8 protein-coding genes are annotated in these 13,972 nt (G+C 75.9%); 1 reads left to right on the top strand and 7 read right to left on the bottom strand.

Going from position 1 to position 13,972, the window contains the following annotated elements; all coding sequences use genetic code 11:
- Positions 1-14 precede the first annotated feature (14 nt).
- A complete protein-coding gene (locus ACFCLZ_RS05455) occupies positions 15-1,256 on the bottom strand; it encodes a glycosyl hydrolase family 8 (protein WP_380283537.1) in 1,242 nt (413 codons plus the stop codon).
- Between the two features lie 313 nt (positions 1,257-1,569).
- On the opposite strand from ACFCLZ_RS05455, the gene ACFCLZ_RS05450 reads away from it, so the two are divergent.
- Positions 1,570-2,493: a hypothetical protein gene (locus tag ACFCLZ_RS05450; RefSeq protein WP_380283536.1), complete on the top strand. Its 924-nt coding sequence runs from the start codon at positions 1,570-1,572 to the stop codon at positions 2,491-2,493.
- Positions 2,494-2,507: 14 nt separating this feature from the next.
- Here ACFCLZ_RS05450 and ACFCLZ_RS05445 read toward each other — a convergent pair whose 3' ends face one another.
- From ACFCLZ_RS05445 to ACFCLZ_RS05420, 6 genes are all read right to left on the bottom strand, one after another.
- Positions 2,508-3,914, bottom strand: a complete 1,407-nt coding sequence (locus ACFCLZ_RS05445; protein ID WP_380283535.1) for a DUF6519 domain-containing protein — start codon at positions 3,912-3,914, stop codon at positions 2,508-2,510.
- A 68-nt stretch (positions 3,915-3,982) separates the two neighbouring features.
- Positions 3,983-6,214, bottom strand: a complete 2,232-nt coding sequence (locus tag ACFCLZ_RS05440) for a hypothetical protein (RefSeq protein WP_380283534.1) — start codon at positions 6,212-6,214, stop codon at positions 3,983-3,985.
- Positions 6,211-9,966, bottom strand: coding sequence for a putative baseplate assembly protein (locus tag ACFCLZ_RS05435; RefSeq protein WP_380283533.1), 3,756 nt, complete (start codon positions 9,964-9,966; stop codon positions 6,211-6,213). The genes ACFCLZ_RS05440 and ACFCLZ_RS05435 overlap by 4 nt, the downstream gene beginning before the upstream one ends.
- Entirely contained in the window at positions 9,963-13,220 is a 3,258-nt protein-coding gene (locus ACFCLZ_RS05430; RefSeq protein ID WP_380283532.1) for a putative baseplate assembly protein, read from the bottom strand. The genes ACFCLZ_RS05435 and ACFCLZ_RS05430 overlap by 4 nt, the downstream gene beginning before the upstream one ends.
- Entirely contained in the window at positions 13,217-13,633 is a 417-nt protein-coding gene (locus tag ACFCLZ_RS05425) for a GPW/gp25 family protein (protein WP_380283531.1), read from the bottom strand. Before ACFCLZ_RS05425 ends, ACFCLZ_RS05430 begins: the two co-directional genes overlap by 4 nt.
- Positions 13,630-13,962, bottom strand: a complete 333-nt coding sequence (locus ACFCLZ_RS05420; RefSeq protein WP_380283529.1) for a hypothetical protein — start codon at positions 13,960-13,962, stop codon at positions 13,630-13,632. Before ACFCLZ_RS05420 ends, ACFCLZ_RS05425 begins: the two co-directional genes overlap by 4 nt.
- Positions 13,963-13,972: the final 10 nt, after the last annotated feature.

Raw genomic sequence — 13,972 nt, 5'->3', positions numbered from 1 at the left:
GCCCTCGAAGGGGGTTACGGCCGCCAGTAGTTGCCGGAGGCCACGATCATCGTCTGGAGCTGGACGCTGCCCCCGTAGTAGAGCGAGGGGTTGATCGGGGTCGCGACCAGTTTGCTCCAGAGGGCGTCCAGCCAGGCCTGGGAGCCGGGGTCGGTCATCGCGGTGACGACGAAGGGTGCGGTGAAGGCCATGTCGGTGCCGCTGTCGAAGGCCGAGCCGTTGAGGCGGTAGCCGGTGACGACGGCGCCCGGGTTGCCGCCGGTCTTCGACCGGATCCAGGCGTTCAGCTTGCGCGCCGAGGCGAGCGAGGCGGCGTCGCCGCTGGTCACGGCGTCGGTGCCGATCCGCCACGGATCGCGGCAGGCGTTCCAGCCGTAGTCGCCGTCGTGCGGGCTCTCCAGGACCTGGCCGGCGGCGGGCTTGGGCGTGCTGTCGGTGTTGACCACGAAGTCGGCCAGCAGACCGGTGTTCGCGGCGTACCTGGACTGCTGGGAGGTGATCAGGTTCTGGTGGGCGGTGCGGATGGTGTCCCAGGCGGCGTCGCCGGTCGCGGACCTGAAGGCGCGGAAGTGGTCGATCATCCAGTCCGAGGACCGGGTGACGTAGTGGAGGGAGTCGCCGGAATCGGACCAGTCGCCCAGCAGGGTCAGGTGCGTGCTCGGGTTGATCTCGCTCGCCTTGATCGCGTCGATGTGCTCGAGCGCGAGGCCCTTGTAGTCGTACGTCCCGGTGGAGCCCCACTGCCGGTCGGCGAGCAGCAGCCCGTAGGCGACGTCGAGGTCCCCGTCGGTCGCCGAGTCGGAGCCGTCCACGCTCCGGCAGGAGGCGTTCTGTTCGGCGGCCAGCAGATCGGGGTTGTTCACCGACGGGTGGGCGAGCACGAACTTCAGCAGGCCGTCGAAGGCGGTCTTCGCGCCGGGGTCGGCGCCGGCCATCAGGGCGGTGATCACCATGCCGTAGCCCTGGCCCTCGGCCACGTACGGGTGGTCGGCGTCGGGGGAGAGGACCTCGTACCAGCCGTTGCCGCAGTTCTGCTTGAGGAAGGCGGCCTTCCAGGCGTTGTACTTGTCGATCACCTGCTGGTCGAGGGACGACTGGGCGCCGCCCGGCCGCAGCGTGCCCGCCGCGTACGGGAAGGTGTGGCTGCCGAAGGGCACGGCCGGACCGCCGGCGGCCGTGGCGCTCGCGGCGGGCAGCAGGGCCAGGACGGTGGGGGCCAGTGCGACGGTGGCGAGGGCGCTCTTGAGTCGGTGCACGTCTACTCGATTCTCCGATGCGCGGGGGACGTGGAGGGGACGCGGACTTCAGAATCGCGAGGCCGACGAGGGCGCGTCAAGAGTGATAGTTAGGGAGATTTCCCAAACGGGCGCCCGGGGCCGTCGCCGTCGGCGGACGGCGGGGGCACCTCCTCGGCGCGGGCCGAGGGCGTGCGCGCCCCGGCCGCAGGCCGTGCGCGGCGGGAACAGGCCCGGGGCGGTGGCCGGGGCGCGGGCGGGCGGCAGTAGTGTGCGGCGCTGCAGGGCTGACGGTGTGTCGGCGAACGGGCAGAGACCGCGTGAGGAACTTGGTGTGACGTACGGAGATCAGCACTCCCGACGCGGCGGCGTTCCGCTGCGGCAGCGGTTCCGGGGTGAGGAGTGGCCCACGCTGCGGGAGTTGGTGGCGCCGGTGTGGCGGGCGATCAGCGGGTGGGCGCTGGTGCCCCTGCTGTTCTGCCTGTGGCCGCTGCTGCTGTTCCTGGGGCTCTATCCGATGGCGCGGTCGGCGCGGCGGCTGGCGCGGCGGGTGTTCGTCGTGGCCGGGCCGCAGGGGATCACCGATCCGGCGGTGCTGCGGGTGCAGCGGGTCCGGGGGTGGCTGGCGCTCGTGGCGGGGCTCGTGGTGCTGGTCGTGTACGGGTCGCCGGACGACTGGAGCGAGGTCGACGATCAGCTGGAGCTGCGGTTGGCGGTCACGCCGGTGCTGGTGCTGGTGACCGCGCCGGTGGTGGTCGGGGTGCTGTTCCGGCTGGCCGCACCGGCCGCGCGGCCGGCGATGCGGGCGCAGGTGCGGCCGGCGGTGCTGACGGCCCTGCAGTACGTGGGCGCCTGTACGGCGGTGCCCGTGCTGCTGTGGCTCGCCGGCGAGGTGCGGGGATCGGTCCGGACGCTGCTGCTGGGCCAGGTGTTCGACCTGCTGGTCACGGCGGCGCCGATCTGGGCCCTGATGTTCGTCGCGTTCGCCTCACCGACGGTGGTCCGTACGGCCTTCACCATGGACCGGGTGCACGCGGTGTTCCCGCCCGTGCTGACCGGCGTGCTGGTCTGGGAGCTCGCCGTGATCGGGCTGGTGTTCGGCGGACTGCCGCCCGGCCCGCTGCCCGTCCGGCTGTGCGCCGCCGTCGGCGGGCCGGTCACGGTGACCGCGGTGGCCTGGTGGGAGGTGCGGCGGCTCCGTACGCGCTTCGGGGTGTCCCTGCGCGGCACGGCACCGGCCATGAGCGCCGCCGGGTAGGGCCCGGTTCGGCCCTACGCGCCGGCCAGGGGGGTGAAGGTGCGGCGGAGGTCGAGGGTGGTGGTGGGAGCGGTGATCCAGGCGAGGGGGGCGTGGTGGAGGTGGGGGCCGGTCGGGGGGTGGAGGAGGGGGGTGCCGGCGGCGTTCTGGGGCCATTCCACGGAGCCGGTGGCGGTGCGGGCGGGGATGAGCCAGTGGTCGCCGCGGGTGTAGGTGCCGCAGGGGCGGAAGTAGACCTGGACGCCGTCCTCCAGGTCGAGCCAGGTGCCCTCCTGGAGGGGGAGGGCGCCGCCGGACAGGGGGAGGGCGGACCGGCCGCGGGGGGCGCGGTGGTCCCAGCGGCGGAGGAAGGGGTGGCGTTCGGGCAGGCGGGCGGTCTGGGGAGCCGGTTCGGCGGACAGCCGCACCCGGCGGCCCGGCAGGTCGGTCTCCTCCACCTGGAGCAGGTCCGCCGGCTCGGTCCGGCTGACGTAGGCGCTGTCCGCGACCTCGACCCGGTCGCCGACCGACAGGCCGAGCTTGTCGTCGTCGCCCAGTGAGGTGAGGTCGACCCAGACGCCCTCGACCGAGGCGATCGGCAGGACGACCGAGCCGTTCTCCCGGGACCACTTGAAGGTGGCGCCGCCCTCGGCGGAGCCGCCGCGGTGGACCTCCACCCGGTACAGCTGGTTCTCCGGGCCCCGGTAGGCGGCCTCGGGGTGGGCCAGGCACGGGTCCTCGCTCGCCCGCTCCGGGCGGCGGGCGCGGGCGGCCAGCGAGCAGGCGGGGCGCTCGTGCGCTTCGGCCCAGGCGTCGAAGGCCTCCCGGACCTGGTCCGCCCCGCCGCCCTCCGGAACGCTCAACTCCGAGGCGGGCAGGGCGAGCACCTGCCAGACCACCTTGGCCCGGGCCGCCGTGTCGGGCATCGCCGCACCGAGCGCGGCCTCGCGGATCTCCGGGTCCTCGACCGCGGTGACGCTGCGCTCCCAGACCTTCAGGTAGACCAGGAACGGGAACTCCCCGGGCAGCCGGTCCTCGGGGCGCTCCTGGTCCCGGTAGGCGTCCGGCTGGTCCCAGTACGTCCAGCCGGCGGGCGCCGGGCGGAGGTCGTCGCCGTCCGGGGAGTCGTCGTCGGGCACGGCGGGGGCGGGCTCGGGACGGTCCGCCTCGCACAGGACGCCGTCCACGTAGTAGCGGCCGCCGCCGATGGTGAGGTCGTCCACGTCGTGGTTGCCCGGCAGGTGGCCGATCGCGAATCCGGCCGCCGCGGCCGGTCCGCCGTGGCGGCCGATCAGGTCGGCGGCGAGCGTGCGCAACTGGTGGCGCTCGATCGCGGCCTGCTCGTTGGCGTCGGCGTCGAGCTGGACCCGGCCCTGCTGGGTCAGCACCGCGGAGTAGTGCTTGCCGGGGCGGAAGGTCAGGCGCGAGAAGTCTGCGTGCACGGTTCCCTCACAGGGTCGAGGTCGGGAGGAGGAGCAGGGGAAGGAGAAGGGGAAGGAGCGGGGGCGGGTCAGGTGGCGAAGAAGATCCCGGCGTCGGTGCCGGCCGGCGTGTACTCGGCCAGCCGCGCCCGCAGGTTGTCCTCCCGCTGGGGCTGGAACAGGTCGTGGAAGGCGCCCAGTTCGGCGCGGTCCTCGGCGCCGCGGGTGATCTCCGGCGCACACCCGGCGGCCAACTGGCCGTAGCCCGGCGTGCCGTAGCGCAGGCTGGTGAACAGCGGGCGGACCCGCGCGGCCTCCGTGTCGCGCAGCCGGGCGGCCTGCTCCGGGGGCAGCTCGCCGCGCTCGACCAGCTCGGTGACCGCCGAGCGCGCCAGGTCGGGCTGGCACGCGTACCGGCGCGGGGTGCGCGAGCCCGGGGGGACGTAGCAGAACCGCAGGCAGCCGAGCGCGCGGCGGGCCACCCGCAGCCGGCCGGTGAAGACGCAGTCCTCGGCGATCGGCACCGCGTGGGTGTGCACCTCGCCGACCACGGTGGAGCGGTGCGCGTGCAGCAGCGCGTGGGCGTGCGCGCAGTCGGGCCCGGAGAGCGCGGGCCGCCCGGGCCCGGTGGCGTCCAGGACGCTGTCGTCGAGGTGGATCTCCAGCGGGTCGGCGTCCACCTCGTCGCCGACGACCTGGATCGCGCCCAGGATGCTGCGCTCGATCCGGACGCAGGCCGTGGTGTGGTCCAGCACGAGGCTGGGCTCCTGCGGCGCGTGCGGCGCGCAGTGCGGCTCCAGCGACCAGCCGGGCACCAGGGTGCAGTGCCGCAGGGTGACGGAGGCGAGCGGGCCGGTGACGTTGACCCCGCGGCCGGTGATCAGCAGGCCGTCCAGGACCAGCCGCCCGCCCGGGTGGAGGCCGCGGACGTTGAGCGCGTCCGGCCGGTTGCTGTACCAGTCGAGCAGCCGGATCACCGGCCGGGTGCCCTCGGCGGCGCGCAGTTCGAGGCGGTCGTCGGCCGCCAGGTCGAAGTCCAGCTGCTCCTGGTGGGCGCCGCTGTGGGTGATCTCGATGACGGCGGCGCCGCCCGCGCGCCCGGCCTGCTGGTCGGCGCGCCACTGCTCGTACGCGTCGTTGATCCGCTCGTGGGACTGGCCGGGGCCGACGCGGTAGACCGTCAGGTGCCGGGTCCGCGGGCGCTCGCGCGGGTACTCCCCGCCGCCGGTGTCGTCGCTGAAGGCGTAGTGATGGTCGACCCAGACGCCGCGGCGCGGGGCGGTGCGGGCGCCGAAGGCGATCCGGCCGAGCACCGGGTCGACGGCGATCTGGCCGCGTTGCGGCCGGTACGTCCAGCCGGTCAGGTCGGCCACCGTGATCTCCGCGGGCGGGATGGGCTCCTGGGCGCCGTCGCGCCAGATGGCGAAGCTCTTGCCGGGCCCGTAGTAGTCGGCCGGGCGCTCGGCCAGCTGGCGGCGCCGGATCGGGGCCGGGACGTTGTCGATCTCCGCGAGGTGGGCGGGCGAGGGCTCCGGCTCGGGCCTGGTGAAGAGCGGGGCGTCGTTGCCGAGGACCGAGAAGGTGAAGAGGTTCCTGGCCCGGTCGATGCAGTAGGCCGGTGCCCGGGTGACGGAGTACGGCTTCAGCCGCCAGACGTACAGGGCGACGCCGGCCGGCGTGTAGCCGCCCCGGCGGCGGGCGGAGGCGGCGCGGCGGACGTCGACGGTGTGCGCCTGCTCGTCGAAGGGCCCGCCGAGCAGGTCCAGCGCGGCGCCCTGGCGGACGTCGATCAGCCGCCCCCGGCTCAGCCGCCGGCGGTCGGCCGGCTCCTCGTCGGGGCGCAGCAGCCGCACCGGCTGGGTGCCGCCGAGCAGCCGGGAGAGTTCCACGGCCCGGGCCGGCCACTCGGCGACCGAGGCGGACAGCTCCTCCAGCAGGGCGAGCGTTCCCTTGCGCCGGCGGTTGGCGACGGTGTTGGCGACGTCGAGCCGCGGCGCCAGCCGGGCGGCGAGCCGGTCGCGGGCCGCGGCCCGCTCCGGGGAGGCGCCGCCGTGCAGGCCGGTGGCGAGCACCTCCTCGTAGCCGGGCAGGATCCGATAGCCGACCAGGTCGCCGAGGTAGGCGACGGCCCAGTCGGCGGCGGTCTCCACGAACCAGTCCCGGTAGCCCTGGTCGATGCCGCCGCGGACCAGGTCGACCTGCTCGGCGACGACGGCCAGCAGGGCGCGCAGCGGCTCGCCCGCGTCGGCGTCCCGCAGCCGGTGCCACTGCGGCAGCAGCTCCAGCAGCCCGTCCGGGTCGCGCTCCGTCGACTCGGTCATGCGTGGACCTCCTTGAGGATCAACGTGTCGGGCAGATCCGGTGACAGCAGGGCGAGTTGGGCCGGGCGGATGCCGCGGAAGACCGTCAGCACCCGGCCGGCCGGCAGCGGGCGGGTGTCCGTGACGTCCGGGTTGAGGCGCAGCAGCTCCGCGACCGGGATGCCGTGGCGGGCGGCGATGTCGGTCAGGGTCTCCCCGGCGGGGTCGCGCACCCGGTACCGCTGCTCCTCGAAGCGGGCGAGCCGGGCCGGGACCGTCGGCTGCGGCCGCGCGAGCCGGTCGGACAGGTGCTCCAGGCCCTCCGGGGTGAGGCTGCCGGGTACGCCGGTGAAGGCGTCGACGTCGACCCGGTCCACACCGGGGACGGCCTGGGCGACGGCGAGCACCTCGGACAGGTGGGCGCTCTGGCCGAGTTGGCGCGTGGGGTGGCCGAGGCGGTCGAGCAGGGCGCGGCGCACCGCCGGTTCGACCACGTCCCAGGAGTGGTCCGGGTCGAGCTTGACGCTCAGGGCGACGACCAGCAGGACGAGTTCGCGCAGCGCGACCTCGACCGGCAGCCTCGGGTCGCCGTAGGCGGTGAGCGCGGAACGCAGGGTGCGGATCAGGTCGGAGTCGTCGGTGAGCGGGATGTCGTCCACCCCGGCCACCGTGACGTGGACCAGCTCGCGCCGGCCGTCCGAGAGCCGGGTGGCGCAGGCGCGCCCGATGCCGGCCCGGGAGCGGGTGAAGTCCTCGTAGTCGGCCACCGAGACCAGTCGGTCCAGGGCGGTGACGGCGAGCGGGATGGTGCGCCTGGCGAGGCCCGGGCCGTCCGGGCCGGCGCCGCCGGTGGCGGGCAGCGGGTTGACGACGGCGGAGACGCCGAGCGGACGGGTGGTGAGCTGGGTGATCCGGCCGGCGCCGACGTTGCCCGACTCGCCGATGCCGATCCGGTAGCGGGCGCGGACGTTCTCCCGGCCGGTGGGCAGGCGCGAGCCGTGCACCCCGTCGCCGAAGGTGACGGTGGTGCGGCCGTCGGTCGCGGTCGCGGTGACGTAGACCCGTTCGTCGGCGGCGCGCCCGGCGAGGCTGTCGACCTCGTGCCAGCGCACGCCGTCGACCCGGACCTCCAGGGTGCTGCGCGCGCCCCCGGGGGTGTCGGCGGCCAGCCAGGTGAGCGGCGACTGCCAGAGGGCGAAGCGCTGGCCCGGGACGCCGGCGTCGCCGCTGCCGATGGCCTCGTCGCGGGTGGCGCCCTGGGTGGCGCGGACCACGTTGCCGAGGACCTGGACGGTGTCGCGCCGGTAGCGGTGGGCGAGGTCGGCGCTGAGCGTGATCGTGGTGCGGACGGTGTCCCCGGGCAGGTGCGGGTCGACGCCCTGCTCGACCCCGGCGATCATGGCCAGCTCGGTCGCCCGGACGCCGGTGGTGCCCGGGATGTCGGTCCGCTCGCCGCCGACCGTGATCCACCGGCCGGGGGTCAGCCCGTCGTAGAGCCGGGCGAGTTCGATCCGGCCGCCGTGGACGTCCTCGGTGACGGGCTCGTCGGCGAGCCGCAGCGACTCGCCGCGGGCGTAGACGGTGGCGTCCCGGATGTGCGAGAGCTGGGTGTCCTGGTCGTCCAGCCACGGCTGCTGCAGGGAGAGTTCGGTCACCTTGCCGGTGATGCCGAAGTCGGCGCGGGAGATCACCCGCACATCGGTCACCCGGGTGATGACCTCGGCGAGGTCGCGGCTGCCCGGGATGCCGCCGTCGAGTCCCTTGCGCGGGCGCTGGATGACCACCCAGCTGCCGGGCGCGATCTGGTCGTACACGGCGTCGAGGGTGAGGACCGTGCCGGAGACCGGCTGCAGCTTGGTGGTGAGGACCACCTCGACCGCGGCGGCCGACTGCTCGGTGGCGGGGTAGCGGTGCACCCGGACGTTCAGCTCGCCGGACTCGCCGGTCCGCTCCTGGTCCGGGTCGAGCCGGTAGTCGAGCGCGGGGCCGGGCCCGCCGTCGATCTTCACGTGCACGCGGTTGTCGGCCTGCGGGCGGGAGACGAAGACCGTGCGTTCGGGCAGCTTGGCCAGGAACCGGGCGCTGACGCCGGGCTCCTGGTCGGGTGCGGGTGCGGGCTCGGCGGCGGCGTGCGGGTCCGGCGGCGGGGCCGGCGGCGCGGTGGTGACCACCTTGACCTGACCCGGCCCGAACGGGAAGGTGTGGTCCCACGGCAGCGAGAAGCCGCTGTGCACCAGGCTGCCGGCCTCGACGTACGTGAAGTCGGCCGTCTCGGGGACGGCGCCGGTGGTGTCGAAGGCGACCCGGACGCCGATCAGCGTGCTGCCGGAGAGCGGCCAGTCCACGTAGCGGTCGATCCGGCCGTCGTCGCCGAAGACGGGCTTGAGCGGCGCGGTGGCGCCGAACGGGGTGGCGACCACCCGCATCGCCTGGATCTCGTGCACGGCGAGCGGCGCGGTCAGGTCGACCCGCCGCCAGGCGGGGTAGAGGCCGTCGCGCAGCCGGGGGTCGAGCGCGGAGAGCAGCTGCGCGCCGAGGTCCGAACCGGGGGCGAAGAGGCGCTGCGGGTCGCGGGCGAGGTCCCGGGCGCTGAGCGGGGGCCGGGTGGGGGTGGTGCGCAGCGCCGCCAGCAGCGAGCCGAGTCCGCGCACGGCCGGGTCGGCGGCGGAGCCGGGGGCGTCGGGCGCCTGCGGCGGCTCCAGCTGGTGGGCGCGGTCCTGGAGGCCGGTCAGTTCCTCGCCGAGGCGGCCGAACCAGTCGGCCACCGGCGGCCGGGACCGGGCCAGCTCGGCGGCCTCGGCCGCCCGGGCGATCACCGGGGTGAGCCGGTCGGCGAAGTCGGCCGGGGTGCTCAGCGGACCGGACGGCAGGTCGAGGTCGGCGCGCAGCGGGGCCAGCACCTGCCCGTCGAAGTCCCGGACGATCCGGCTGTGCCCGGGCCTGGGGTTCGGGGCGGTCGGGGCGGGCGTGATCCAGTCCGCCAGTTCGGCGCGCAGGTCCTTGAGGGTGCGCAGGTCGCGGGGCAGCCCGATCACCGTGACGTCGTTCTCGCGGTCGAGCCGGACCTCGGGCACCAGCCGCAGCGCCCGGTGGACCGGGTCGGCGGCCCGGTCGGCGCTGAAGACGAACAGCAGCCGGTCGCCGGGCCTGATGTTGTTGGCGGTGCCGGCGGCGAACAGCTCGGCGCGTCCGCCGGGGTTCAGCTGGCCGGGCGTCAGCTGGTAGGGGCGGCGGCGCAGGACGGCCAGTTCGTTCCAGGCCGAGCGGGCGGCGAGGTCCTCGGCGGTCTCGAAGGACTGCGGGTCCTCGCCGGGGCCGGGCACGCTCTGGCTGCGGGCGCCGCGCGGAACGGTCACGGTCGGGTCCTCGGCGGCCCGCGGGTCGTGGTCGAGGGTGTAGGCGAGGTAGGTGTCGGCGGCCACGCCGGGCCGGGGGCGGTGCCCGACCAGCCGGCCGAGCAGGGTGAGCGAGGCCTCCTCGGTGGCGGTGCGCAGGTAGCCCTCGTTGGCGATCCGCTCCGAGGCGAAGGTCAGCACGTCGGCGAGCACGGCCCAGGCGTCGAGCAGCGCGATCGCCGGGTCGTCCGGGGTGCGGACCGTCAGGCCGCGCAGCGCCGGGTACGCGGGGCCGGACAGCCGGGCGAGCAGGCTCGCGAGGAACTCCCCGTGGCGGCCGACGCGGTAGCCGATGGCGTCCAGCCCGGGCGGGTTGAACAGCGGGGCGGGGGTCTCGATTGCGGTGCCCGCGCAGCCGCAGGTGCACTGGCCGGTCATCGGCCGCCTCCGATCACGATCGAGAGCCGGCCGTTCTCCGGCCGGTCGGGGTCGTTGTCGCAACTGGCGATCTCCAGCGCGCCGAGCCGCAGCAGCCCGTCGGCCGGCTCGCCGTCGTCCCGACCGAACTGCCGCCGCAGCCGGGTGACCTGGGCACTGATCACGCCCGGCACGGCCGCGGCCGCGGCCACCAGCCGGGAGACCCGCACCGGGTCGCCGAAGCCCAGCGCGTCGGGGTGGAAGAAGCCCAGGCGGCCGTCCGGCAGCGCGCGGTTGCCCAGCACCCGCCGCAACTCGGCCAGGACGTGGCCGCGTTGGTGGCCGGCGGCGGCGCAGATCCGCAGTTCGAGGTCGATCGGCACCAGCAGCGCGGGGCGGACGACCAGGTCGTGGCCGATCAGCCGGTACGCCTCCAGGCCGTGCCCGACCGCCTCCAACAGGGCGGTGTCCGCCACCGCCCGCCCGTACGGCTCGACGGCGACGTGGACCTCCTGGACGCTGCCGGTCCAGCGGAGTCCGGCGGCGGCGCGCCGGACGCCCGGCAGGGCGGCGGCCAGCTCCGCGTAGTCGGCGGCCGTGACGGCCCGCAGCCGCGTGCGGCGCAGCGCCAGCGGGGCCGACTGGCGGACCTGGTCGAGCGGTTCGGGCTCGACGCCGCCGGTCGCGGGCAGCGGGTTGCGGACCAGGAGCACCGCGTCCTGCGGGTGGGCGGCGGTGCCGGGCGCCACCGCGTCCTGCGGCCGGGTGGCGGTGCCGGGCTCCGCCGGGCGGGGCTGGTCCTGGCAGACCACCAGGTGGTTGACGGCCTCCGCGCCGACGTTCCCGGCCGCGCCGTTGCCGATCCGGTAGGCGACCCGCAGCTCCGCGCCGGGCCGGGGCGCCAGCCCGTGGCGGCCGTCGCCGAAGCGCAGCGCGAGGCGGCCGTCGTCCTCCGGCTCGCCCACGAAGTGCCGGTCGCGCGGGCCGTCGGCGAGCAGGTCCCGGCGGGGCGTCCACTCCTGGCCATCGGCGGTGGCCCGGACCGCGGGCAGCGCGGCGCGCGGGTCCTGGACGGCGATCCCGCCCGCCGGGCCGGCCAGCGCGGGGGAGTCGGGGTCGAGCCCGGCGGCGTACCGGGCGCCCCAGCTCTGGGCCACCTCCCAGACGCCGGAGCGCCGCAGCAGCACGCCGGAGCGGGCCCGCGCGGTGAGCACGTCGAGGCGGCGCAGCTTGGCCGCGAGCAGCCGGGTGCGGCGGGCCAGCAGCTCGCGCAGTGCGGCGGCGGGCCGGTCGGCGAGGCGCAGTTCGCGCACCACCTGGGCGCCGAACAGCAGGGTCAGCTCGGCGAGTTCGGTGCGGGAGAGGTCGTGGCCGCGGCGCGCCCGGTGCCACAGCTCCTCCAGCCGCTGCCGCACCCGCTCGGGAACGGCGGCGAGCAGGGCGGCCTGTCCGGCGCTGACGTGCGCCCGGTCCGGGTGGGCGGAGGCCCGGGTGACCGGCGCGTAGCGCAGCAGCGGGCGGAAGTGCGGCGGCAGGACGGGGTAGCGGGTCTGGTCGAGCAGCGTCTCCAGCGCCGCCGCCTGGGCGTCGGCGGTGGGCGGCTCGACCACGGCGCCCCCGCCGTCCCCGCCCTCCGCGCTCGCGCCGGGTGCGAGCCGCACGCTCAGCCCGGCCCGGCGCACCGCCGCCTCGCCGACCGGCGCGTACAGCTCGCGGACCTGCTCCGGGCCGAGCGGGCGGCCGGTCCGGGTCTGGTCGAGCAGCCCGTGGATCGCCTCCGCGGCGGGGCTGCCCCCGGTGCGGTCCGCGCAGCCGGACCCGTCCGGCCCGCAGGGCGCCACGCGGACCGGCTCCGGAGGCACCGCGAAGGTCTCCGGGGCCCCGCCGCAGAAGGTGAGCGAGCGGCCGTGGTCGACCAGGGCGACGTTGCCGCGGGCGACGCTCACGTCGGCGATCGGGTCGCACGCGCTCCCGCCGTGCGCGGACAGGCAGACCGGGAAGGCGAGCGCGTCCTGCGGCGCCCAGGCGATCTCGACCACGGGCTGCCCGTACAGCTCGTCGACCAGGGGGGTGACCGAGGTGAGCCGGACGGCCTGGCGGTGCGCGGGGTCGGCGTCGGCGGGGGCGCCGGTGCGCGGGCCGAGCACCTCCTCGATGATCAGCAGGTCGCCGGGGCGCAGCGCCAGGCGCCGGGGGCGGGACTCCGGCCGGCCGCCCTCCCGCTGATCGGCCGCGTGCCAGTCGTCGCGCAGGGTGGCGGAGGTCGCGCCCTCGGGCAGCACGCAGTCCTGGTCGCCCCAGGTCCAGAACCGGAGGGTGTTGTGCGCGGGGTGCAGCGCCAGGTCCGCCCCGCCGAGCGGTTCGAACACCTCGACGGCGGCGGTTCCGGCGAGCGTGTCCAGCTGCTCGTCCGGGATCACCGTCGACAGCTCCGGGCGTTCCCGCGGGTCGAGCCGGCCGAGGTCGACGGCAGCGAAGCGGAAGGTGCCGCGCCGCAGGGTGAGCGGGCGGTCCACCGTCAGCGCGACGAACGCCCGGGCGTTGCAGCCGTCGTGCACGGCGTAGTCGATCAGCCGGACGTGGCGGCGCACCGACACCCGGCGGCGGGCGGTGTCGAGGTACGCCTCGGTGGCCACCGCGTCCTGCTGGTAGGAGAGTTGGTCGGCGGTGTAGGCGAGCAGCTCGACCAGGGTGATGCCGAGGTCGGGCAGGTGCCGCTCGGACCAGCCGGGGACGGTGAGGCTCATCCGGTCCAGGACGAGCCGCCGCAGGCTCTCGTAGTCGCGGGCGGTGTAGTCGACGACCGGGGTCGGCCGGACGGCGGGCGGGCAGCCCTCCTCGGTGCGGCAGTCGAAAGGCGAGGGGCAGTCGGCGCCGAAGGAGAACCCGGTGCTCGCGTACCGAGGGTCGAAGCCCGGGTACGGGCGGGTGCCCGGCCGGCCGTAGGCGTCCGCCTCGACCACGGTCAGCCGGTAGCGGGAGGTGTCGCCGGAGCGGTCGAGGGTGATGCGCATCCGGTCGTCCAGCTCCGGGTCGTCCGCGCGCTCGATGTCGACCGCGACGGCGCGCAGGCCGGTGATCCGCCGGCCGCCGTCGACGCGGATGTTCTCCGGGCCCAGCCCGTCCGGCGCCCGGCCGAGGAAGGTCACGCCCAGCGTGCGCCCGTCGTCGTCCGGCTCGGCGCCGTCCAGGCCCAGCAGGTGCGCCGCGCGCACGTCGGCGCGCCGGAGTTCCGTCCCGCACCGGGCCGTGGGCCGTTCGGATCGCCCGGTCATGCCGCCACCCCGCCCTCGAACACGTCCTGCCGCCGCGTACCGGTCCGGACGACCACGTACGCCAGCTCGACCCGCACCACGTTGTCCTCGCTCTCCACGTCGAGCGCGGCGACCTCGATCACATCGCCGAGCCACCGCTGCAGCGCCGCCTGGACGGACAGTTGCAGGGTGGCCGCCAGCTCCGGGCTGTTCGGCGCGAAGACCAGGTCGAGCAGTCCGCAGCCGAAGTCCGGGTGCATCACCCGCTCGCCGGGGCTGGTGAACAGCAACTGCTCGATCAGGTCGCGCACATGGTCGTCGTACGCCGCCTCGGCGGTGCGCCCGCGGCGGTCGGTCCGGAACGGGAACGCGAGGTCCGTGCGGACCGGTCCGCACGGCGCGAAGCCGTTCCAGGAGGGCTGGGCGGTGCTCATACCCCCTCCGCCCGCTGCTGGACGACGGTCACGACCGGCGGCCCCTGCGGGACCTGTTCGGCGCTCTGGCACAGCCCGACGGCGGACTGCGGCAGCGCGGGGGAGCCGTTCACCCGGATCCGGGCCGAGGGCACCACCCAGCGGACCGTGACGCAGGGCTGCGGCTTGCCGGCCACGGTGAACGGGCAGCCGGTCACGGTGTACGGGTCGGCCGTGCTGGTGACGGCCTGGCCGGTGACCAGCACCCGGGCCTGGGCGGGCCGGGCGGTCGCCGGGGCGCCGTGCGGGCAGGTCACCGTCGCGTTGACGTGCAGCAGATTTCCGGGCACGAGGTCCTCC

Origin of the sequence: Kitasatospora purpeofusca, from assembly GCF_042691725.1 — a bacterium.
In the GTDB taxonomy this organism is placed as follows: Bacteria; Actinomycetota; Actinomycetes; order Streptomycetales; family Streptomycetaceae; genus Kitasatospora; species Kitasatospora purpeofusca_B.
This window is presented reverse-complemented; position numbering and strand designations above follow the sequence as displayed.